The organism is Pedobacter frigiditerrae (assembly GCF_004331645.1).
Lineage (GTDB): Bacteria > Bacteroidota > Bacteroidia > Sphingobacteriales > Sphingobacteriaceae > Pedobacter > Pedobacter frigiditerrae.
This window is the reverse complement of sequence record NZ_SJSK01000005.1, coordinates 59,204-82,378: the sequence shown is the minus strand read 5'-3', so window position 1 is coordinate 82,378 and position 23,175 is coordinate 59,204. Positions and strand designations below refer to the sequence as shown.

The window sequence follows — 23,175 nt, the reverse complement described above, 5'->3', positions numbered from 1 at the left end:
TTTTTTGCCATGACTGAAGGATACTAGGTTAGGACTTAAAAATTCTTAAGTTAGGGATGAAACAATCAGTTAAGTATTTAACTTTATCTTATATAAAATATTCTATGAAAGCATTTTTGGGAACAGGCCTCTTGGGGTCGAATTTTGTGAAGGCGATGCTCCGAAGGGGAGATCAGGTACAGGTTTGGAACAGGACCTTATCAAAGGCTAAGGCGCTTGAAACGGATGGGGCTCTTGCTTTTGAAGAAGTGACGGAGGCGGTGAGGGGAGCAGCGGTTATTCACCTTACCTTGAAGGATGATGCAGCCGTGAATGAGGTGTTGGAAGCTGCTAGCGTAGGTTTTGAGTTTGGAGCTATTATTATTGATCATACCACGACTTCGGTAGAAGGGGCTGTGGAAAGAACTGCAGCTTGGAAGGCAAAGGGGTTTACCTACCTGCATGCGCCGGTGTTCATGGGTCCGCCCAATGCGCTGGAAGGCAGCGGAAATATGTTGGTCTCTGGTGACCAGGAAGTGATTGCTCGGGTGGAGGGTGAACTTTCCAAAATGACCGGCAAGCTAATCAACTTTGGGCAGGAAGAAGGGAAGGCTGCAGGCATTAAATTGATAGGTAATCTGTTTCTGATATCAATGACCGCTGGCCTATCTGATGCACTTGCACTTGCAAAAGCTTTGGATATTGATTCAGCTGATATCTCCTCGTTGTTTGCGTCGTGGAATCCGGGTGCCGGAGCTCCTGCTCGGTTGGATAAGTTAAGGACTGGTGATTTCAGTAAGCCTTCGTGGGAACTGGACATGGCCCGTAAGGATGCAGGTTTGATGATGAGTGCTGCAAGTGCGAAGGGTGTTAAGCTTACCGTGTTGCCCGCGGTAGCTGCTGAAATGGATGCCTGGATAGCAAAGGGGCATGGGTCGGATGATTGGAGCGTGATTGCCAAGGATAATTGCTAAACTTGCCGAATGGGGAATATAGGTGCTGGCCTATTTTTTTAAATGGATTGAAACATTTCGCTTTTTCTTGCGTTTATATTTCGAGAGCGTTAATTTAGATGAGCGGGAAGGACCTTTGGTTTTTCCCGCTTTCTTTTTTTTATTTCTTTTTCTGGGCGTTTGGCTGTATACTATATCTTTTGCATTCGCAAGAGGATGGCGTTTCCAGCCCGAACACAACTTGCGCTGACGTTTGGACTAGAGTTCGGCCTGTTTTGGGTTCATCACGATCATGATCCTTCCATCTTCCAGTTCACGCCAGCCGTGGTCGTAGATGAAATGATAGGTGCCGGCATGGTTGGTGAGGATGCTGGTGTAGTACTTGAAGTTAAACTCCTTGTCCACCAAGTGGAACCTGCCCACCGATGTTGGTCCGTTGTGTTTGGTCACTTCGGTCTTGAGGATCTTATAGTTTCTTTTTAAAATGGCGTTGATCTGGGCAATGAACAAGGGTTCGTACCAACTGTCAATGCCTTTTCTTTTTCTATTGCCTGCATTCCTGCAGGTATCGTTGCAGTATTTCTTGTCCCGCCTGCCGTGCAGTTCCTTTCCGCAGGTCAGGCATTCAAATGGTGAGAAGTTTGGGTTAAATCCATTCATGGCTGTAAGTCAGCATTATATCCGTTTTAAAAACGTTTAAAACGTTTAAATAGTTTGCGATACGACTAAAGGCTTCTTTTCTTTCCAATTTTGCCCTGTACCAAAACCATATTGTTATGTTAGGCAATGTATTAATGAGTGAAAGCTTTTCGTCCTCCGAAAAGCGGCACTATTTTCTGGATTTCAAGAAAACTGCAAGGGATAGCAAATTCATTCAGATTTCCCGTAGCGATCAGCAATCAGATGGTTCCTATACCAGGAGTTTTGTGATCGTTTTTGAGCAGGATTTTCATTTCCTGGTTTCAGCGATGTCTTCACTGTTCCATCATTCAGCCCATCTTGGTGAGAAGGGGAAGACCGTTCAGGACTTGTATAACGAACAGGTAATAATCCAAGAAAGGAGGGGTATTCCTAACTGGGATCCAGCAAAAAAACCTAGAGAGAGACTTTTCGAACATGGCACGGATGTGCTGACAGATGGCGAACTCCTTTCGGTACTCATCGGTTCTGGAACCCCGGGTGAAGATGCGGTGACACTTTCCAATAGGATGCTCAAGTCGCTGGGTGGATTTTCAGGCCTTATCGGAAAGGATATTTCCACGCTCAGCAAATTCAATGGCATTGGGCCGGCCAAGGCAGCGACCATAATGGCGGTGATGGGCATTGCAAAGCGCCTTTATTTAGGTAGGGAATAAGTTGTTTTTTTTCAATTGAAACGGAAAGAAAGGCTGCGAATATCGTGACCCTCGCTGGCTACGAACGGCGAATTTACCGCTTCGCGGTTCCGTCTCGTAAATTCTAGTACTCCGCCCAGCTTAAAGGGTCACGGCCTTCATTGCTTTCTTTTTTTCCGTTTTTTCTTTTGAAAAAATCCTTTTGGGAATGGCGGAAAAGGGAAGCAAAGTTTAAATTTTTTACTTAAAAAACCATGTTATGGAAATTACAGGAAGATTGACCGCTGATGCGGTCGTGAGGATGGTATCTGAGGATACGAAGGTAGTGGGTTTTACGGTAGCTGTAAACGACAGCTATAAAAGTGGGGAAGAGCGCAGGGAGATTGCGACGTATTTCGAGTGCAGTTATTGGCGAAACGCTGGAGTTGCGGAGTACTTAAAAAAGGGGGACGTGGTGCAGGTCTTCGGGCGTGTGGGCGTTCGTGCCTATGTGACCAAGGAGGCGGAGGCAGCGGCAGCGCTGACGTTCCGTGTTTCAGAAATCAAATTGTTTGGTGGTTCCAGTCCTAAGGAGGCAGGCAGTAGCACCGCGGTTGGAGTGGCGGCAACTGGTGGCGATCAGACAGGCGGAGAAGTTAAAAACGACGATGTACCTTTTTAAATAGTTCAATTTTTTTAAGCATCAAACTTTATAGTCATGGCACATCATTTAAATTTCAACGAGGATACACAAAAACACGCTTTTCTTTCGGTAAGGGAAAAAGCATGGCACGGGCTGGGCACGATCGTGGACAGCTACCCAACTTCAGCCGAAGCCCTAAAATTTGCGGGATTGGATTACACCGTGGTCAAACGCCCGCTCTTTACCTTGGATAATTTGAACAACGAATTTAAGCAAGGGGAGATCCTGCCAGCAGCCGCAGGCGTAGAGGTTCCAAACTTTTTCGCGACCATGCGCACCGATACCGAGCAGGTGCTCGGGGTAGTGGGCAAGGATTACAGCGTGGTGCAAAACGTGGATGCCTTTTCGTTTTTCGATAGCATCGTAGGCGGAGGGGACGGCATACAGTACGAAACAGCGGGCGCTTTGGGCAAGGGCGAGCGAATTTTTATCACTGCAAAACTTCCCTCTTATATCCGTGTGGGAGTTGATGACCTGATCGAGCAGTATCTATTTTTGACCACCTCGCACGACGGGGGCGGCAGCATCACCGCGGCATTTACGCCCGTTCGCATCGTTTGCAACAATACGCTGAATGCTGCAATGCGGAACCACAAGAATGCGGTAAGGATCCGCCACAGCTCGGGAGCTGGTGACAGGCTGAAACAGGCGCACACCCTTATGGGCCTATCCAGCAACCTAGCGGGAGAGCTTGAAGAGATCTTTAACCACTGGGCAAAGGTGCGCATCTCGGACGAAGAATTTAAAAAACTCGTGCAGGTGGCCATGGCGCCAAATAGAGAAGTACTCCAAAAATTGCAGAAGGGAGCCGATGACGAGAATTCGAGCGTCTACCGCAACATAGTGGAAGAGGTTTTCAGCTATGCCATGGGCAATCATGCCCAGCAGATGACGACTACTGCGGGAACGGTCTTTGGTGCCTATAACGCCGTTACGGGATATTTCCAGAATGTACGCAGGTTCAAGGATGGCGAGGCTAAATTTAAATCCATCACAGAGGGGACGGCAAAGCAAAGGGCACAGGTTGCATTTGACCTCTGCGTAGATTTTGCCAGCAAAGGATCGTTACAATTCAATTAACCGATCAGGGGCGGGAGACCGCCCCACTTTAAACTCAGGATCAAATATGAAAAATAAGAAAGGGAACGAGCGCCGCGTGGTTAAAAAGATTGCCCAGGTATTAAGGTTGTTGGATAGCCTAGAGAAAATGGAGCTTCCAAAGCATGATGCGTTTGAGGTGCAGCTCACAAAAGGGTTGCTTATGGGTATCATTGAATATGCCGGCTTCAGGTCAAAATACCATTGGCTCTTTGGGATCCGCCTTTTGAGGGCGCCAAGCAAAGAAACGCAGCGCACAATAACATTAAAATAAAGAAAATGACACAGGAAATAAAAATAAATCTCACCCTCACGCTAGAGGCTGACATCCAGCAACCGAAAACCGAAATTGAAAATTTTGTCAATGATCTAATGATCAACGTAACCAATACCAAAACTTTTTCGCTACAAAAATATGAAGTTAACAAGATCGAGGAAGAGGCTGAAATTTATGCCCCAGACCCTCAGCGAGATGAGGGAGTATGGGAGTTCGTCGAAAAATACTATCCCAAATATTACTCCTGCAATGAGATCATGCGCAATGATGACCTTTGCAAGATCGTAAACGGTGAACTCAACGGTGATGCTGAAAAGATGTTTGAAAAAGAATTTGAAGGAAGTCTAGCACTGGCAACGGCAGCATTTGAGCAGTCTAACAAATATGTATATGAACGTGCGATCGTAGGCTACCAGCGCAGCCAGCAAGGAACAATCTCTATCCTATGGGGACTGCAGGACGTGGAAGATCGTGCCAAGGATAATGGTTATGAGCTTAAAAAAGGGGAGGCTCAAAAGGTGCTTGATATGCTCAAGGATAAGCACGATTGTAATATTGGGATCACGTGGGAGGTTATTGACGACTATCTGAGCTATGTCGTTCCAGATTCAGTTGGTGATAACGGTATTGAATGGGTGTCCATCATGTATCAGGGCAGGGAATATTTGGGCAGGGAAATCCCTGATCTACAGGATAAAGATTTTACGCTAACTGTTGCGCCGATCAGTCTTTACAAGGCAATGAATTTGGATGTAAACGGTAACGGTACGCCAGAGGCAACTTTAAAGGATGAACTAATCGCTTATTACGCGACCGAGGAAGAGCTCAAACTCTCAAATGAAGAACTTTTTAACCTGATCTACAACTAGCAGGGACTAGTTCTCATATTCACTTTTCAAGTGCAGTACAGAGGTGGACTGCATTTTTTCGCGACCCACTTTTATCATCGCTATTGGTCATTTGCATTAGTTTTAAGGTTGCTGAGATACTTTTTTGTTCTTCGCTCAAGACGGGCGTCGTGCGGTCAATGGCTTGAATGTACCTCGTTTGCCTGTTAACATTTCTAGGGCTGTGTTAGCATAATTGAAGTTTTCGCACCATTTTTTGCAGGTGCTCTTAATGCTGCTTGATGTATAGCGGTCAAAATGGTATTCAAATTTTACCATTGCGTAATTACTCCTGTAGACATCGATGTATTGACCAAGGTCATAACGGTCGAACTCCTTGCAAAGTGTTTTTAGGTCTTCAGTCACCATTTCTATTGGTGGCCTTGGCGGCAATGAGGTTTCTATGTCAGAAAGGTCTTCGCTGAGGTAATATGGCCTGCTTGATTTCTTCCTGTTCTGCGCAGCTGTCTTGATCCTGGTGAGAAATGCTTGCTCATCTGCTTTGAGCTCAATATACCTTTTTAGGTTTACTTTTCTTTCGGTTAGTTCAGCCGCAAGTGCCTGTATTTCTGAACGGTTGTAATAATATGACTGTCCTTTCTTGAAAAAATTACTAAAGCCCAGTTCCTCCCTGATAAATTTGCCAGTTCCATAATGGTAACCCTTGAAGTATTTTTCAAACTCTTGTTCAGTTATCCATTCATTGCTGCGCAGGTTGAGCTTCTTGAATTCTTTTGCGACTTTTTCCAGTGCGGGCTTCGACAGTTGCCTGGGTTTGGGAAGGTCATCGGTTCCGATCAGTGCGACCAGAGCTGATCGGATTTCTTCTATTCCATTTAAGATTTTCTTTTCCATACCTGAATATTTTACCATAAAATTGGCAAATCTCTCACAAAAAATCGAGTCAAATTTTTCCCGCGATAGAATCAAAGTAATTATGAAGGTTATGACAGAAAATGCCCAAAAAACTCGACGCCAGATCACTTCGAATATCAAATCTTTTTTTAAAAGTCCCACTACGGCTGGCAAATGCGGTGTTCGAGCGATTTGAGTCATTCTGTCATTTTAGTGTCATCTGGTTGATTTTTGTCTTGTTTTAGAAGTGCTTTTTTTGCCCTTATTTTGATTTGGTTTTTGGATCATTTTCTTTGTTCCTGTCAACGAATTGAACTCTTTTAGTCTAATATCCAGCTCTGCACACGCCCTTAAATCTGATATAAACTTACTGGAAATCAGCACTATAACTGACCCTGACGGTACAAAAGCTAGTTGCCTTTCGAAAATATTACCTAACTGATTGTCAGTGAGTAATCTATAATTTAAATTCTTTAACTTCTGGGTTCGATGCCCTTAATTTTTGCAGTATTGTAGATTTTCTGGTATATAATCCTTGCATAAAGGAGGGATTACGGATTTTCCAAAAAGTGTCTTTCATTTTTCCTTTTCTGTTTCAAGTCATGCGGATACAATGCAATAGGATTTCATATGAGAATCTTCGTGAAATAATATAGCAGTTGATGAGCTATGTTTTGTATAAAAACAAGGGTGGTTCGTATAATAAGCAAAGTACGGATTGTGCTATCTTTTACTTTAGCCCCATCTAATGTAAAATCTCCATCAAAGAGAGGTTTCAAGAAAGAAGATCATATGCGTATAAAAATTATTGTATTCCTGCTGTTCAGTTCCTGGTTAAATGCCCTGGCCCAGGAGAATTGGACATTAAAACAGTGTATCGAATACGGGCTAAAGAATAACCGTAACAATACCATCTATGCCAACCAAAAACTGGCTGCTGATGCCAAGGCTAAGGAGGTACTGGCTGATTACCTGCCAAAAGTGAGTCTGACATCGACACTGGACAACAACCTTAAGCTCCAACAGAGTGTAATTCCCGCTGGAATATTTGGCCCCGACGAACGCCGGATATCCCTAACCCAGAAATATAACTCCGGTGCCGTTGCTCAATTGGATCAGGTTATTTTCGACCAATCAATGCTCACAGGTCTGAAAGCCAATAAGTATAGTAAAATGCAGGCAGATCTCAATATCGAGCAGAGCCAGGAAGCGATAATCTATAATATTAGTACAGCTTATTTCCAAATCTTTGTATACAACCAACAGTTGGATCTTTTAGAATACAATAAGGGTACTTATGAAAAGCAAATGGAAATATATCGGTTGCAGGTAAACAAGGGGACTACCCTTCAGAAGGATCTTGATAAGGTAAGTGTCGACTATAACAACACGCTGTCTCAAATCCGTGTTACCCAAAGTAACAGGCAATTGGCAGAAAATGAGCTGAAGTTTGAAATGGGCTTTCCAATAAATGATCGACTACATGTAGATGCTTCTACAAGAATGGAAGTCTCGGTTCCTACCAATGACAGTATCGGGTCATTTTCTCCTGCATCAAGGATCGATTATAAATTAGCGGAACTCAATATAAAGGTTTTAGAAATCGAACAAGCACGTATCAAGGCAGGGGGACTTCCCAAGTTGACGGGATATGCTCGTTACGGTGCGGTTGGTTTTGGGAACACACTTAGTGGCGCTTATGATGAACTTCTTCCGTATTCGGCTGTAGGTTTAAAGTTAAGTATTCCAATTCTTGATTTCTATAAGCGTGGCGCCCAGTCTAAACAGGCAAAGTTGAACCGTATGAATGCGGAGGAGAATTTGAAACTGTCAGAAGGTCGATTTAAGGTCGACTATGAGAACGCCCATACGAAACTAGTACAGGCACAGGCAAATGTAGAAAATGATCAGCGAAACGTAACCTTGGCAGAATCGGTACTTAAGGTTACTGACCTGCAGTTTCAGAAAGGCACCACCAATCTTACAGATTGGCTGAACACCCAGAACTCATTAAAGGAAGCCCAGAGCAGTTACCTAAACTCATTATACAGCTATTACCAAGCCCGAATTGACCTTGAAAAAGCAACGGGTACATTAAAAACCTTTTATAATTCACTCTAAAGAACGATGAAACCATTATGAGTTTACAATCATAAAACGAAATGTATAAAACTCATGATAGCTTCATCTCAATTGAAAACAACTTTATACGGATGAAAAAAAAACTTATAATAAGCCTGATCTGCATTGCCATCATCGGTTTTATTGCCTACAAATTGGTCACCAACAAAAAGAAAATTGATGAGAAGAACCAACCTGCAAAGGTTGGGAATGTGCTTATACCTGTAACTACCACTATCGTTAAGGAAGAAATACAAGATGTTGGCTTGGTGAAAACGGGTATGTTAGCTCCATTTAAGGAGGTAAAAGTGCTCTCTGTAAGCAGCGGAAATGTACAGCGATTGTTGTTTAACCTTGGCGACAATGTAAGGCAGGGGCAGACCCTCGCTATCATTGACACACGGTTGCTGGAACTCGACCTACAGAAATCCGAATCCAATGTGTCCAAGCTGAAGCGTGACCTGCAGACCTATACAGAACTGTTGGAAGGAAATGCGGCCACACAGGAAAAGGTCAACGATATTCGTCAGACCTATAACGACGCCATAAACCTTTCTCAGCAGTTGCGCAGACAGATAGCTGATGCGACCATCAAGGCACCGACCAGTGGTGTCATTGGCTCAAAGGCTGTTGAAGAAGGGATGTTTGTCAGCACCAGTGCAGAGATCACTTCGATTGTCAATCTTTCACAGCTTAAGGTGCAAGTATATCTTACCGAAGCTGAAGTATACCAGATCGTACCTGGCCAAAAGATCAAACTGACGACCGATGTGTACCCCGACAGGTCATTTATCGGAACCGTTACCTTTATCAGCCCACAAGCCAATCAGGCCTATAACTATCTGGTAGAGATTGCCGCTGCTAATGAAAAGGATGCCCCTTTACGTTCTGGTACGTTCGTATATGCCGATTTTTCAAAGAAAACAGCACAGAAAATCCTGATGATTCCCCGCGAGGCACTCAACGCGAGTACTCAGGATGCTTCTGTTTATGTGGTACGGGACGGAAAAGCTGTATTGCGCAGCATCAAGGTCGGCGTTGAATATGGCAGTAACATACAGGTGGCAGCCGGGTTGCAAGCGGGAGACCAAATCATTACATCTGGACAGATTAATTTGAAGGATGGTACATTAATTAACATTTCTAAATAAAGAACGGGACTATGTCAATAACTGGAATAGCCATTAAAAGGCCCTTATTACTTATCGTTATCTTTACGGTACTGGTACTTTTCGGGGTACAGTCGTACCTGAGCTTGAATTACAACTTGCTTCCCAAGATCGAAGTTCCGACTGTAACCATTAGTACCTTATATCCGGGTGCCTCGGCAGCTGAGGTACAGACCACCGTGACCAAGAAACTGGAAGATGCTTTTTCTTCTGTAGAGGGGCTTGACCAAATCAATTCAACTTCACAGGAAAGTGTTTCCATCATAGTCATATCCTTCAAGAGCGGAACAGACGTGGACAAAGCCGAACGTGACGTACAGCGTAAAGCTGACCAGGCTATGAATGATTTGCCTGACGATGCTAAGCGGCCACAGGTAAATAAAGTAAACTTAGAAGAAACACCAGTAATCAAGGCAGGAGTTACGGCCAATATGGCATCACGTAATCTGTACGATCTTGTAGACAACCAATTGAAACCTATATTGCAGAATGTGGCTGGTGTCGGTCAGGTAAATATAATTGGTGGGGATAAGCGTGAAATACAAATCAATATCAATCAGAACAAACTGCTGAGCTATGGGCTTTCCATTTCACAAGTTACGCAGGCTATTAATAATGCCAATATTTCTTTCCCTGCAGGTAGTATAAAGACACAGAACCAGCAGCTTTCTATCCGATATGATGCCAACGTAAAGTCGTTGGATCAATTGCGGGAATTAATTGTACTGCAACAGCCTGGACAAGGAGTAGTTTATCTTAAAGATATTGCCGAAGTGGTGGATGCGACAGCCGAGACTACGGCTATCAATCACATTGACGGTATTCCATCAATTGGGGTTCAGATTATTAAACAGAGTGATGCTAATGCTGTTGATGTTAGTGAACTGGTGAAGAAGGCGTTCGAAAAAATTGAAAAACAATATAAGGGACAAAAATTGAATTTTAATATTTCTACAGATCAGAGTGTGTACACACTTCACGCGGCTGACGCAGTAATGTTCGATTTAATGCTGGCGGTAATTATCGTAGGTATCGTAATGCTGGCATTCTTGCACAGTTTCCGGAGTTCAATGTTTGTATTGGTAGCATTGCCCGCGTCCATTATTCCAACGTTTATTGCAATGTACTTTCTTGGATTTTCGCTGAACCTGATGACCCTTATGGCATTATCATTAGTTGTGGGCATCCTTGTGGATGACTCTATCGTGGTATTGGAAAATATCTATCGCCACATGGAGATGGGGTCTGATCGGCGCAAGGCGGCCCTTGAAGGCCGTAACGAGATCGGATTTACTGCACTTTCTATTACCCTGGTAGACGTGGTGGTGTTTCTTCCGCTGGCTATGGCCGGAGGAATGATTGGTTCAATACTACGTGAATTCTCGCTCGTGGTAGTGATATCTACACTGATGAGTTTATTTGTTTCATTTACCATCACGCCACTTTTGGCAAGCCGTTTTGGTAAATTGGAACATTTAAGAGAAGATACGCTTTGGGGAAGAATTAATGTTGGTTTTGAACGTTTCATTGACAATATTAAAGAAGTTTATGGAGAACTGCTACAAAAGGTACTCCGTAAAAAAAGATGGCTTTTATCAGGTACAATACTATTAATCATAGGAGCGGTTGCACTGGTTCCAATGGGCTTTATTGGTGCGGCTTTCATTCCAAAGGCAGATCAGAGTGACTTGATTCTAAATATGGAGCTTGAACCAACAGCAACTATATACAAGACCAATATGATGGTACAACAGACCGAAAAAATTCTTTTAGAACAGCCTGAAGTGCAAAAGGTATTTTCCAGTATCGGTTTTGTAAGCGGTAGCGTATCGGGAACCAACAGCAATGCCAATCTGGCGGAGCTGACCCTGTCATTGGTAGACAAGAAAAAACGCACCATGACTGCCGAAGAATACGGAACATTTATTCAACAAAAGCTTAGCAGTGCCATAACCGGAGCTAAGTTTACGGTATCATCAACATCTATTACCGGAAATATCAGCAGTGCTCCAATACAAATTGCAGTGAAAGGTGTAGATCTTAAACAGGTTCGTCAGATTGCAGAAGCCTATAAAAAAGTTGTGGAAGAAGTGCCGGGTACCCAATTTGTAAAATTTTCTGTTAAGGACAGAAAACCTGAGGTGGACATCAAACTGAACAGGGAAAAGATGAGTATGTTGGGATTGAATGCCGGTACAGTAGGAGCCACGCTACAGAATTCTTTCAGTGGAAGCGATAAAAGCCAGTTCAAGCAGGAAGGTAATGAGTACAATATCATGGTAAGCCTGGATAAGTTCAATCGTTCAGATATCAAATATGTACGTAACCTGCCTTTTATAAATTCGCAGGGACAAACGATATTGCTGAACCAATTTGCTGAGGTTAGCGAGGCTCTTGGTGAAACAACCCTCCAACGTATCGATCGTTTGGGTTCTATTACCGTTCAGTCGAACGTAACGGGTAGGCCTACAGGAACGGTGGGTGATGAGATCAAGAAAAAAGCGGAGTCTATCAAGGTTCCTGAGGGTATCAGCATTGAATTTCTTGGTGATTCCAAAAACCAGGGGGATGCCTTCGGTAGTCTTGGACTAGCGTTGATTACTGCAATACTGTTGGTTTATCTGATTATGGTGGCTCTTTACGAAAATGCCGTATATCCCTTTGTGGTATTGTTTTCTATACCGGTAGCACTGGTTGGTGCATTTCTGATCCTAGCCATTACCATGGAAACATTGAACATCTTTACCATTATCGGGATGATTATGCTCCTGGGGCTTGTGTCAAAGAATGCTATCTTGATCGTGGATTTTACCAATAACCTGAAAGCCGAAGGTTATGCGGTGAAAGATGCTTTGATAGAAGCCGGAAAGGAAAGGCTACGACCGATATTGATGACCACCCTGGCGATGATTTTTGGGATGCTTCCCATAGCTATTGCCAGTGGGGCTGCGTCTGAAATCAAAAACGGAATGGCTTGGGTAATTATCGGTGGATTGACCAGTTCCATGATCTTGACGCTATTCGTGGTGCCAAGTATGTACCTTATTATCGAAAATATGATTGCCAGATTCTCAAAAGGGAAAAAGATTAAAGAATAGCATTGAAGAGTAAGAAAGTAAACATAAAAGGAATATTTTATTATAAACTAAAAAAGCATGCCGGAATCCTCCGAGCATGCTTTCATTATTAACTACCTAATTTATGCTTGTGCAACGCTGCCCATTGTGTTGAGCAATGCTTACTCGAACAATTTGGCCAGCTTTATCTGTAGCTCTGGACCGTGAAGGTTTTTTGCTACAATAACTCCATTGGGGTCAACTAGAAAATTCGATGGAATTGCCCGCACTCCATAAGTTTTCATTGCACCTCTATCTATATTGGCAGGAGAAAGGAGCTGGGTCCATGGCATACCATCTTCCTTTATGGCCTTTATCCATTTGTCATGGTCTTTTTCAAAATCAATTGATATCCCAACAATGGTAAAGTTTTTGTTTTTGTAGGTGTTGTAGGCCTTCAGTACGTTTGGATTCTCCGCACGGCACGGCTTGCACCATGATGCCCAGAAATCTACAAACACATATTTGCCCTTAATTTCGGAGAGCCTAACCATCTTTCCTGCGGTATCAGGTTGTTCAAAACCCGGTGCCTTAGCGCCTACATCTGTGGCCCTGGATCCCGATAATAATGCATTAATAACTTTGCCATTATAGCTGTTCTTTAGTTGGGGGTCAAGCCCCGCCCAAAGATCTGCAACTTTTTCAACTACTGCGTATGGTCCCATCAATTCATTCACAGCCTCGATACTAAAGTATGATTTTGGGTGTGTCCTTACGTATGTCCTTAACAAATCTTCTCTTTCCTTTGTAGATTGGTCAATTTTGGCCTTCAACTCTGTCGCCCTTGGGTTGTTCACTCTGTCTGCCGCCTTGATTTTGATATACTCGTCCCAGAATGGTTTTCGCTCTTTTGCTATCCCGTTCAGTGGCGCCATGTAAGCATCATACTCAGTATTTATCTCCGAGCCAATAATTTTTGCCTTGTATATTGAATCCTCGGCAATTATATTGAAGTCCCCGGGTGCGATGAAGATGACCCTGGAATCTCTCCAGGCCTGCTTGATATCGGTTGATCCTTTGTGCTTGAAAGAAAAATACGCCTTTTGGATGCCTAATACCTTGCCCTTAAGCTCGTATCTTCCATCCACAACCTCTACGCTGTCCTGAACACTAATGCCCCGCTCACTATAATTGTAGTGGACCTTGCCCTCCACTTTTGAACTAAACGAGCCCGTTATCTTAAAATCTTCCCGTTGGGCATATATGACCGTCGGAAAGATTGTTATAAGTAATAAAATGATTTTTTTCATGGTATAATCCTTAAATTTTAATAGTCTTTATTTATCTAAATTAATAGCCCTTATTCTGTGATAGGTTCACATTGGCGTTGATCTGCGTAGTCGGTATTGGATACAGGGCATCGGTAGGCCCCCATATTGTTCCTTTTACTGCTCCCAAAACCGCATCAATTCTTCCCGTTCTCTTCAAGTCATAGAACCTGGTTCCATATTCAAGAAAAAGCTCAATTTGGCGCTCATGCTCAACGGCAAGCAGGAGATCCGCCTGTGTAGTGGCGAAGGTTCCGTGGAGGCCGGCTCTTGTTCTAATCACGTTGAGGTCTGAAATTCCGCCAGTGAGGTTGTTCTGTTGAATCCTTGCTTCCGCCCTTATAAGGTACTGTTCGGCAAGCCTCAGTACGACCTGAAACTCGGTATTGGCGGCTGCGGTATTGGAAATATATTTAGCCGCATACCGCAGGCCGCTAGGTGCCGCTTTAGTCCATGCCGCATAACGATCATCCTCATAATCCGCACGGGTAGCATCCCGTTCGAAAGCGCTTAGGAATGACGGCGTTAGCGCAAGGCTTGGATCGACCGTTGCGGAGGTTGGAAGCAATGCCCTGCCAATAAAGGGGTAGCCAAACTGATTGGTGTTGAATGCCCATATGGTCTCATTGCTGGCCTTAAGGAATACCGTATTCAGCGCACTTGGCAAAGTGTAAAGTGCCGTTTGGGCGATAATTTTTGATGCTTCCTGTTCTGCGAGTGCATACTGCTTGTTGTATAGATAGACTCTTGCAAGTAAGGCAGTTGCAGCTGAACTGTTCGCCCTCGTTCTCAGATTGGCTGACCAGCTATAATTCGTCGACAAAGCTCCTTGGGCATCTTTTAAGTCTTGGATCATTTGTGCATAAACAACATCTGTAGAATTTCTTCCCTGTATGCTGGTCAAGCTTACTTCGGTCGTTGTAATAAGTGGAACATCACCCCATAAGTTGACCAGATGAAAATGCGCATAGGCCCTTAAGAACTTAGCCTCGCCTATAAGTTGCCTTTTTAGGGTAGGCGATAGCGCGGAAGCCTCCATACCCTCGATTACTTTATTCGCCTGGTAAATAGTTTGATAAAGTGCAACCCAAACCGTATTCACGAGCCCTGTAGTGGGAACAAGGCTATTATTTACGAATTCATCAGTCGTAGAAGCTGGAGCATATACCTCATCTGCAGAGCGTCCCTGACATGTGGTCAGGAAAGTCCCATAGGTGGTGGTCACGACCGTTCCGCCCGAGGTTGTATTGTACATTACAGTATAAAGCCCATTTACGGTTGCCTGAGCAGAAACCGAGTCCAGGTAGATGTTTTTGCTCTCGAGTTGGTTTGATGGTGTTTTTATTTCCAGGAGTTTTTTACATCCGGAAAGAGATAGTAAGGTTGCCAGGGTAAGTATAACCATAGCAAGTGCTGAAAAGCTATATTTTTTATCTGTTCTCATTTTTTTGTTGGTTAGAATGAACATTGAAGGCCTGCGGTGAATATCTTTAGCGGAGGAAGAACCCCTGATAGCGTTTCAGGATCCAGTCCCTTGTAGTCGGTAATGGTCAAAAGGTTTTGCCCGCGTACAAAAACTGACGCCTGCCGTACCTTTATCGTATTTATCCATTTTTCAGGAAGGGAGTAGGCGAGGGAAACATTCCTTAGGCGGATGTAAGAGGCATCAACGTACATGGCATCCGATAACAGGTACCTGTTATAAGAGGTATAGGATGCAGTGGTTGTTGTGGTACTTGGTATAAAGGGTGATTCTGCCAAACTGCCGAGCTGTGCACCTAAGGCTCCTGGATAGGAAATTGGAAGCGATCCTTTCTGTTTGGTAAAGTTGAATAATAGATCCAACCTGAATCTTTTATAGCTCAGTCCAGATGAAAAGCCACCATAGTATTCCGGATCACGCTGCCCGATGATGTAATAATCGCCTGTCAGGCCTGTTGTAATTGCTCCATCACCATTTTTATCCTCAAACTGTGCCACTCCGTTCTCAAAGCCCAGAAAATGATAGCCAATGAAAGTGCTGATCGGCTGACCAACCTGATAGGTGTTGGCATATAATGTATTCAGGGATGCTGGAAGGTTCTTAAGTTCGCTTCTTGTCCTGGTAATATTAAAGTTCAAATCCCAATTTACCTCTTTGCTCTTAATGGCCTTTACCCTGAGCTCCAGCTCAAAGCCCTGATTTTGAACAAGGGCATCCAGATTGGTTACATACGAACTGAAACCGCTTTGCCCCGGAAGGGGGGTAGTCCTCACGATCATGTTGTCTGAACGGTTTCGGTAGAAAGCAGGGGTAAAGGTAATCCTGTCCTTGAGAAACCCTAGCTCAAGGGCTATCTCGAATTTTTTGTTGGTTTCCCAGCTATAGTCGGGATTTGCAATCCTTGTTGGATAGAAACCAGGATTTCCGCCATAACTTGATGATGTACTGGTGTAGGTATCCGAGTAACCATAGTTGTCAATCTGGTCATTTCCGGTAATGCCATAACTTGCCCTAAGTTTTCCAAATGAAAGGAAAGAGAGTTTTTTGAAGAATTTCTCATCGGAAAATACCCAGGCAGCCCCCACTGAGCCAAAGTTTCCGAATTTATTGTTCGGCCCGAACCTCGAGGAACCATCCCTGCGAAAAGTGGCATTGATTACATATTTTTCCTCGAAACTGTAGTTTGCCCTGCCGAAGAATGAAAGGTATCTGTATTGTGATGTGAGTGCAACTGCGGTAGTGATGTTTGCCGCATTGCTAAAGGTGCCAAGAAGCGTCTCTGAGGCAAAGGTATTGGCCTGAATGAGGTAGGGTTGTTCGAAATTTGTTCCCTGCCACGTTCCTCCCGTTGAAAGGCTCAAGGTACCCCTGCCTATCTTCTTCGAATAATCCAGTTGCGGCTCTGCAACTATGGCCTGTGTATTGCTTGTTGCATATAACCCTACGGAAACCGGAGTGCTGGACAGCGGATTGAGGGTGCTGGCACCAGCCTGAAAGGTCTGGTCCTGTTCAATCTTGTTGTATCCAAGATTTGTCCTGAAGGTCAGTTCATCAATAATCTTGTAGGAAATGTTTGTACTTAGGTTAATATTGGTGTTATCATTTGTGAATACCTGTTTTGATGTTGCAATTGGATTGGCAAAGTTGGTTACCCAAAACAGCTTGCCCAAGGCATCATAAAGTGGATAGTTCTGCGGTATGCCATACAACGAGGATGTATAATCGCCTCCCGGCATGTTGTTTTTCCCAAAGGAAAGATTTCCGCCAATGGTGATCTTCAACCTATCATCAGCAGAGCTGGTAGATGCCGATAGATTTATCGTCCCTCTCTTGTATCCCTTTCCGCCATATAGTATGGAAAGCTCATCATGGTAGGTTCCCCCAACAAGTATTGATGATTTGTTGGTGGCAGCACCAAGGGAGACTGAGGCATCTGTTATCTGTGAGGTATTGCCGATGAGCATATCCTGATAATCCGTTCCCGAGCTCTGGCTCCATAGCATGAGATCCGGGGCAATGGCTGCCGTAGGTGTACGGTTGTCATTGGCAAAGGCCTTGCGGCGAAGTGCCAGATAATCGTTTAAGGGTAAAAGCTCCATTTGTTTGACGACTTTGCCAAAACCCCTCTGAAAGTTTGCACTCAAATTTGTTGTTCCTGCCTTTGCCTTTTTCGTGGTAATGAGTACCACGCCGTTGGAACCACGGGAACCATAAATAGCCGTTGCATCAGCATCCTTGAGTACGGTAATACTCTCGATATCCAAAGGGTTCAGTACGCTCATCGGATCGGTGGCCCCATTGGCTTGTCCACCTATTAGGTTTCCCCCGGTGCCAATCTGGCTATCAACCGCTCTTCCATTGAACGGTACCCCGTCAAGGATGTACAGCGGTACAACCCCTGAGTTCAGCGAACTCCTGCCTCTGATGAGTACGGTATTCAGAGAGCCAGAAACCCCAGATGCCTGCCTGATGTACATTCCCGGAACGAGTCCCTGAAGTGCCGTAATTGGATTGGTAAGCGGTTGTCTTTCCAGTTCCTTTGCTGTCACTTGTACGGCAGATCCGGTATTGAGTTTTTTGCTTGTGGTATAGTACCCTTTATTGATCACCACCTCCTCAAGATTTACATTGGACTTCTTAAGTACCACGAGGCTTTTGACCTCGCTTGCCTTAATTGTACGCGTCTCATAACCGATAAATGAAATTTCCAGAATGGTATTATCCTCAATGTCCTTCAAGTGAAAAATACCATTAATGTCGCTCATATAAATCAGGTTTGACCGGTTAGTCTTCAACGTTGCCCCAATAAGCGTCTGTCCGTCGTCCCCGGCGATCTTAAATTCAATATCCCTTCCCACGCTGAATATTTGTTTGATCCTTTCAATTATGGTAGGCTCGGATTTTTTCAACAGTACGCTATTTTCAATGATGGTGTAGGATATGCCAGTTCCCCTTAGTCCCTCGGAAAGGGCAGCTTCAATGCTAGCCCCCTTAATATCCAGGTTAACCTTTCCCTTTACCAGATTGGCATCATCGTAGAGGAAAACATACGTGGACTGTTTCTCGATAATCCCGATGATCTCCTTTACCGAAATGTTCCTGGCCTTAATGGTGATCTGGGAAAACCCTTTTGCACTGATCTGGGCAAGAAAGGCCAGGACGATAAAAAATGTTAGGTTAATTCTCATGATCAGCCTTTTTTTGAATTGGGGATCGTCTAAAAATCGCATAGCGAATACAGCCCCTGCCTTTGTGTAAAAATTCATTACTTTTGTTTGGTTTTGGTTAATTGATCTTTTTTAATAGCAGGACGTCCTTGGAATATACCAAAGCGTCGAAAGGGATTTAGCCAAGGCCTCACGGCCGCAGGTGGAAGTTCGAAGAGCCCCTGCGGTTTTTTGATTCCTCAGTCAAATTGGTTAATGTACGTTTTCTCTCATGTGGTCTGGTTTAGGTTAATGATAAAGGTTAGTTGTTGATATAAATATCGTTATCCGATACAGTGAAGTTTACCTCAAAGTACCGAAGTATTTTAAGTGCACTTGAAAGTTTGAGCTCCCTGCCGATCTTTCCTGTAAAGCGTTTCGTAGGCATTTTCCCAGAATACGATACCCTAAGACCGTACCATCTTGAGATCTGCCGCATTACTGTCTTTAGATCGGTTTCCTGAAATTCAAAATATCCATTCTTCCATGCAATATCCTGGCTTAAATTAGCCTTGGTAATCTTGATATCCTTTCCATTATTTACGGAACGCTCTCCTGGCTCCAATTTTTTACTTATAGATCCATTGAAAAGGCTGATTGCACCTTCAAGGAGAGCGGTATTGGTTTCGGGCTCATCATCATAGCTGTTGACGTTGAAGTGGGTGCCAAGTACGGTTATTTTTTGTGTTCTTGAGCGCACGATGAAGGGATGGGACGGGTTCTTTGCAATCTCGAAATATGCTTCTCCCTTGAGTTCTACCTCTCTGGTTTCTCTATTGTCAAAGCTGACAGGATAGCGTAGTGACGAACTGGAATTTAGCCATATCATTGAGCCATCGGGGAGGATTAATTTGTATTCTCCACCAACCGGTGTCTCAATGGTATTAAAGCCCGTACCCGCTTTTTTAATTTCGGAGTTACTTGAAGTATATTCCAATGTACCACCATTAAGTTTTTTGATCTCCGTACCAGACTGATATGCAATGTTGCCACCGTTTGAGGTGGTCAGGTCTATACGCTTTCCGTCTGAAAGAACGAGAATGGCCTTATTACTACCCGGGTTGATGTCTTTTAGGGTACCTGTGAATATGGTTTCACTTGACACTTTATCTTTTGAGGTAAAATATAATGCAACACCGCTAATTAAGACGATGCAGGCCGCTGCAACCAGTTTGGGCCAGAGCTTTAACTTTCTTTTTTTGCTTATGGCATTACGGATATCGTTCCACATCCGATGTTGAACAATACCGCGTTCATCACTATGGTAAAAAAAACTATCATCATGGGCACCGTACCATTCGTCAAGCAATAACTTTTCTGCTGCCGTAATGGTTCCAATTTGATATTTGTACGCAAGTTCTTCAAGTTCGGACTGGCTGATCATGGGCTTCATCTATAAGTCTGTTTTCCTACTAAGTCAAGACATTTTGATGTTACCCTTGCTTTGGTATCAATTATTTTTCAATTTTTTATTTTGGAATTGACATACCATTCCAATGTGGTCCAAAGGATGATTGTAATATCGGATGATAAACGTTTGCGAATGGCCTGAATCGCCTTTGTGATATGACCCTCTACCGTTTTTTCACTGATATTAAGCTCGGAGGCAATGGTCTTGTTACTCTTTCCATCCATTCGGCTCAAACGGTAGATCATTTGGCATTTTTCGGGAAGTATAGAAACGGTATTTTCGACAAGGGCCAAAAGATCTTTTGCTAAAATTCCTGAGTCCGCTGTTTCATAGGCCAAATCTTTTTGCGGTCGGAACTCGGGATTATGTTTTTTAGTATAGCGTTGTGCCAACCTATTGAGTACCTGATTTCTGATGGCAGCCGAAAGGTAAGCGCCAAGGTTATGGGTAACGACAATCGATTCTCTTCTACGCCATATTCCAATGAAAACATCCTGAACGCATTCCTCCGCCTCGGTTTGTACATTGAGCCTATTCATGGCAATTGAAAGCAGCTTCATCCAATAGCGGTCGTATAATTTCCCCAGTGCACGTTCATCTCCTAGACGCATTGCGTCCAGAAGGGTCCGGTCATCTGGAATATTATTTACCTGCATATTGAGGAGACTAATATATGAATTTGTTACAAGTTTGCTCTCTTGGGATCCTTGAGGAGATTTCTATCCGAAAAATTGTAAGTGTCATGCCTACTTTTCTTTTGAAGGCATGTGTGAAATAGGTTTTTTCCTTAAAGCATCAGAGACGATTGGAAGTCAATAAAACTTCAAATTGGTGGTTATGCAGTTCGTTGAGTTCGGATGTTTTTTAACTGTCTAAGGCATATCGGAATTGAGCGTTCCTCCCGAATATAATTTAAAGAAGTCTTTTTTGTATACATCGCCCAATGGGATTTCTGTTTCGCCAAGGTAGATGTTATGGTGATCAAATGAATCCACAAGATTGATATTGATGACGTACGATTTGCTGACCCTTAAAAATAGATGTTGGGGAATTTTTTGATGGATAGTCTTTAGGTTCATGGCTGTAATCAGTTTCTGATTGCCGACATATATAACCACATAGTCTTTCAGGCCCTCTATAAAGCGAATATCTAAGAAATTGATCTTGTAAAATCTCCGATCTGCCTTTATCAATAAAAAATCTCCGGTATTGGCTTCTAGTGTGTTTTTTATAGTGTCATCAGCTAGCAATCCCTTATATAATTTCGCTTTGTTAATGGCTTTCTCGAGTCTAGATTTTACGATAGGTTTCAACAGATAGTCAATCGCATCCAGTTCGTAGCTTTCCAATGCATACTTCGGATATGCTGTAGTGAAAATGATCAATGAGTCTTTAGGAAGTTGCGCTGCAAATTCCAGTCCAGAAACCATGGGCATTTCAATATCCAGAAAAATAAGGTCTACAGAATTTGTTTTTAAAAAAATAATTGCCGTTAGGGCATTAGTGAATGTGCCAAGTATTTCCAAATCGGATACATCCATTATCAAGGCCTGCATTTCTTGTCTTGCAAGGGGTTCATCATCTACTATGATACAGTTCATAATGGTATTGTTAATTTAATTTCATATTTGGTCTGGGTCGATTTGAGATCAAGAATATGATTATCACCATATAAAAGTTCGAGTCGGCGTTTTATATTTCCCAATCCCAATCCTCCACTTTTTATATTAGAAGAGGGTTTGTAATTAGGGTCTTTTGAATTGACACAATCAAAAAAAAGTTGATCTCCAACTACATCAATGTCGATATGTATGAATGATTTTGAGCCATTGATATCTACACTATGCTTTACCGCATTTTCTACAAAAGTGGTAAAAAGGTTTGGTGGGAGAAAAACACTGTTGATTATTTTAGCTTCTGTCTTACTTGTAATCTTAACCGAGAGATTATCCCTCCTCAGTTTTTCCAGGTCTAGAAAGTTGGATAGAAAATGTATTTCAGACTTTAACAGTGTTTTTTCTTCATTGTTTTCATAAAGTTGATAGCGAAGAAACTCGGATAGTTTCATGATAACGGTCGTCGCTTTTTCCGGATCTACACGAACCAAAGACTTGATCCCATTAAGCATATTGAAAAGAAAATGTGGATTGATCTGGTTTCTAAGTTCATTCAATTCCATTTTGAAAGTAATATTGTTCAACTCACGGATCCTTTTATTATCCCTCATCCATTGCTGAAAAAGCTTAATCATTGTGGTAACAAGTATGATCGGGATCAATATCACCATTCCCTCATAGAATCCTCTTCTGGTATCGGGGTCAATTTCTTTGTCTATGAAGTCATTATGTGGAAAATACACTTCCATAACATTAGAAATGGTTGCGAGGGAAATAAAGACCAATATAAAAAGAGATACAAAATACATCACATATTTGCCCTTAAAGAAAAGTATCGGGACTAGGATATTCATATTGATATAACACATGGCTACCAAAGGGATGTATATGAGCAAAACTTTTAGATACCTAATCGATCCCTTATATTCTGTTGCCTGTTTTGAAAAGAATATGATAGCCAAGATGCCAAGTAAAAGTACAACATGGCGCAGGAGCCTATAATTATCTTCAGTTATAAATCTGATCACCTTTGTTTCCTGAACCTCTTGTTTGCCGTATTCCATAGCTTTTTGTGAAAAATTAAACGCTAAACAAATATAGGACTAACTAAGCCACGATAATGAGAAATTATACGAACCATACCTTTCTTTATACTAAACCATTGGGAGCTGGCATTTAGTATAAAATGTAAGTCGGTTGGTATAATAACGAAAATTGCCTTTCCTTTTATTACTTCTTTTGTCCTGTTCATATTTTTAAGCAACGATGAATCTATCATACATGTTTCAGGAATTTACCACACAGATAATGGATGATCGTCTTTTATCAGAAGTCCAGCAAGAGGAAAAGATCATCCAGGTCTTTGACCTGTTCCGTTTTATTCGCACCTACAAGCAGCCCTTGAAGATAAACGATTATCGGGATACGATTAATATTGTAGATGAGGATGGTGTTCAAAAGGGGATTTATTTCTGTGACCTTCTTTGCAACACCAGGTATTCTTTTGACAGACTTTTATATATGCCAAGCGAACTGATTTCTTTGAGGAAAATATTAAGGATTAAAGAATTATGGTTTGTCATTATCGAGGAAAGCTTTTATGCGGGCGATCTAACAACCTCGAAAGAATTTATCAAAAACAATAAGGTGGCTAACTTATATGATAAGATCTTTTACTTTAATTCTTCTCAGTCAACAATTAAAATTTTAAAATAGATAA

The 23,175-nt window shown here is 42.8% G+C and carries 19 protein-coding genes; 10 read left to right on the top strand and 9 right to left on the bottom strand.

Features of this window, described 5'->3' with window-relative positions; genetic code table 11:
• The first annotated feature begins 56 nt into the window (after positions 1 to 56).
• The gene (locus EZ428_RS18085; RefSeq protein ID WP_225871091.1) at positions 57 to 953 is read left to right on the top strand and encodes an NAD(P)-dependent oxidoreductase; all 897 of its coding nucleotides are present in this window, start codon (positions 57 to 59) and stop codon (positions 951 to 953) included.
• Between the two features lie 237 nt (positions 954 to 1,190).
• On the opposite strand, the gene EZ428_RS18080 is transcribed toward EZ428_RS18085, so the two are convergent.
• A complete protein-coding gene (locus tag EZ428_RS18080) occupies positions 1,191 to 1,592 on the bottom strand; it encodes a hypothetical protein (protein ID WP_131554610.1) in 402 nt (133 codons plus the stop codon).
• 116 nt (positions 1,593 to 1,708) lie between these two features.
• On the opposite strand from EZ428_RS18080, the gene EZ428_RS18075 reads away from it, so the two are divergent.
• The 5 genes from EZ428_RS18075 to EZ428_RS18055 all read left to right on the top strand — a co-directional run bounded on the left by EZ428_RS18075 (position 1,709) and on the right by EZ428_RS18055 (position 5,192).
• Positions 1,709 to 2,287, top strand: coding sequence for a UPF0758 domain-containing protein (locus EZ428_RS18075; protein WP_131554609.1), 579 nt, complete (start codon positions 1,709 to 1,711; stop codon positions 2,285 to 2,287).
• Between the two features lie 238 nt (positions 2,288 to 2,525).
• The gene (locus EZ428_RS18070; protein ID WP_131554608.1) at positions 2,526 to 2,927 is read left to right on the top strand and encodes a single-stranded DNA-binding protein; all 402 of its coding nucleotides are present in this window, start codon (positions 2,526 to 2,528) and stop codon (positions 2,925 to 2,927) included.
• 36 nt (positions 2,928 to 2,963) lie between these two features.
• Positions 2,964 to 4,028 carry a DUF932 domain-containing protein gene (locus tag EZ428_RS18065; RefSeq protein WP_131554607.1) on the top strand — a complete coding sequence of 355 codons (1,065 nt, stop codon included), beginning with the start codon at positions 2,964 to 2,966 and terminating at the stop codon, positions 4,026 to 4,028.
• A 46-nt stretch (positions 4,029 to 4,074) separates the two neighbouring features.
• The gene (locus EZ428_RS18060) at positions 4,075 to 4,320 is read left to right on the top strand and encodes a hypothetical protein (RefSeq protein ID WP_131554606.1); all 246 of its coding nucleotides are present in this window, start codon (positions 4,075 to 4,077) and stop codon (positions 4,318 to 4,320) included.
• A gap of 5 nt (positions 4,321 to 4,325) precedes the next feature.
• Positions 4,326 to 5,192: a hypothetical protein gene (locus EZ428_RS18055; protein ID WP_131554605.1), complete on the top strand. Its 867-nt coding sequence runs from the start codon at positions 4,326 to 4,328 to the stop codon at positions 5,190 to 5,192.
• Between the two features lie 135 nt (positions 5,193 to 5,327).
• Here the strand turns inward: EZ428_RS18055 and EZ428_RS18050 are convergent, their stop codons facing one another.
• Positions 5,328 to 6,266, bottom strand: coding sequence for a hypothetical protein (locus EZ428_RS18050; protein ID WP_131554604.1), 939 nt, complete (start codon positions 6,264 to 6,266; stop codon positions 5,328 to 5,330).
• Between the two features lie 591 nt (positions 6,267 to 6,857).
• Here EZ428_RS18050 and EZ428_RS18045 point away from each other — a divergent pair.
• From EZ428_RS18045 to EZ428_RS18035, 3 genes are all read left to right on the top strand, one after another.
• The gene (locus EZ428_RS18045) at positions 6,858 to 8,186 is read left to right on the top strand and encodes a TolC family protein (RefSeq protein ID WP_131554603.1); all 1,329 of its coding nucleotides are present in this window, start codon (positions 6,858 to 6,860) and stop codon (positions 8,184 to 8,186) included.
• Positions 8,187 to 8,278: 92 nt separating this feature from the next.
• Positions 8,279 to 9,337, top strand: coding sequence for an efflux RND transporter periplasmic adaptor subunit (locus tag EZ428_RS18040; RefSeq protein ID WP_131554602.1), 1,059 nt, complete (start codon positions 8,279 to 8,281; stop codon positions 9,335 to 9,337).
• 11 nt (positions 9,338 to 9,348) lie between these two features.
• Positions 9,349 to 12,453: an efflux RND transporter permease subunit gene (locus EZ428_RS18035; RefSeq protein WP_131554601.1), complete on the top strand. Its 3,105-nt coding sequence runs from the start codon at positions 9,349 to 9,351 to the stop codon at positions 12,451 to 12,453.
• 140 nt (positions 12,454 to 12,593) lie between these two features.
• Here the strand turns inward: EZ428_RS18035 and EZ428_RS18030 are convergent, their stop codons facing one another.
• The 7 genes from EZ428_RS18030 to EZ428_RS18000 all read right to left on the bottom strand — a co-directional run bounded on the left by EZ428_RS18030 (position 12,594) and on the right by EZ428_RS18000 (position 22,519).
• Positions 12,594 to 13,721 carry a TlpA disulfide reductase family protein gene (locus tag EZ428_RS18030; protein ID WP_131554600.1) on the bottom strand — a complete coding sequence of 376 codons (1,128 nt, stop codon included), beginning with the start codon at positions 13,719 to 13,721 and terminating at the stop codon, positions 12,594 to 12,596.
• A gap of 40 nt (positions 13,722 to 13,761) precedes the next feature.
• Positions 13,762 to 15,183 carry a RagB/SusD family nutrient uptake outer membrane protein gene (locus EZ428_RS18025; protein ID WP_165501812.1) on the bottom strand — a complete coding sequence of 474 codons (1,422 nt, stop codon included), beginning with the start codon at positions 15,181 to 15,183 and terminating at the stop codon, positions 13,762 to 13,764.
• Positions 15,184 to 15,194: 11 nt separating this feature from the next.
• The gene (locus EZ428_RS18020) at positions 15,195 to 18,488 is read right to left on the bottom strand and encodes a SusC/RagA family TonB-linked outer membrane protein (protein WP_131554598.1); all 3,294 of its coding nucleotides are present in this window, start codon (positions 18,486 to 18,488) and stop codon (positions 15,195 to 15,197) included.
• Between the two features lie 202 nt (positions 18,489 to 18,690).
• Complete coding sequence (locus tag EZ428_RS18015) at positions 18,691 to 19,821, bottom strand: FecR family protein (protein ID WP_131554597.1); 1,131 nt, start codon at positions 19,819 to 19,821, stop codon at positions 18,691 to 18,693.
• Positions 19,822 to 19,889: 68 nt separating this feature from the next.
• The gene (locus EZ428_RS18010; RefSeq protein ID WP_131554596.1) at positions 19,890 to 20,495 is read right to left on the bottom strand and encodes an RNA polymerase sigma-70 factor; all 606 of its coding nucleotides are present in this window, start codon (positions 20,493 to 20,495) and stop codon (positions 19,890 to 19,892) included.
• Between the two features lie 216 nt (positions 20,496 to 20,711).
• On the bottom strand, positions 20,712 to 21,440 hold the full coding sequence (locus tag EZ428_RS18005) for a LytR/AlgR family response regulator transcription factor (protein WP_131554595.1): 729 nt from the start codon (positions 21,438 to 21,440) through the stop codon (positions 20,712 to 20,714).
• Positions 21,437 to 22,519 (bottom strand): sensor histidine kinase, encoded by a 1,083-nt coding sequence (locus tag EZ428_RS18000; protein WP_131554594.1) that lies wholly within the window; start codon positions 22,517 to 22,519, stop codon positions 21,437 to 21,439. The genes EZ428_RS18005 and EZ428_RS18000 overlap by 4 nt, the downstream gene beginning before the upstream one ends.
• A 244-nt stretch (positions 22,520 to 22,763) precedes the next feature.
• Here EZ428_RS18000 and EZ428_RS17995 point away from each other — a divergent pair, with 244 nt between their 5' ends.
• Positions 22,764 to 23,171, top strand: a complete 408-nt coding sequence (locus tag EZ428_RS17995) for a hypothetical protein (protein ID WP_131554593.1) — start codon at positions 22,764 to 22,766, stop codon at positions 23,169 to 23,171.
• The last annotated feature ends 4 nt before the right edge of the window (positions 23,172 to 23,175 follow it).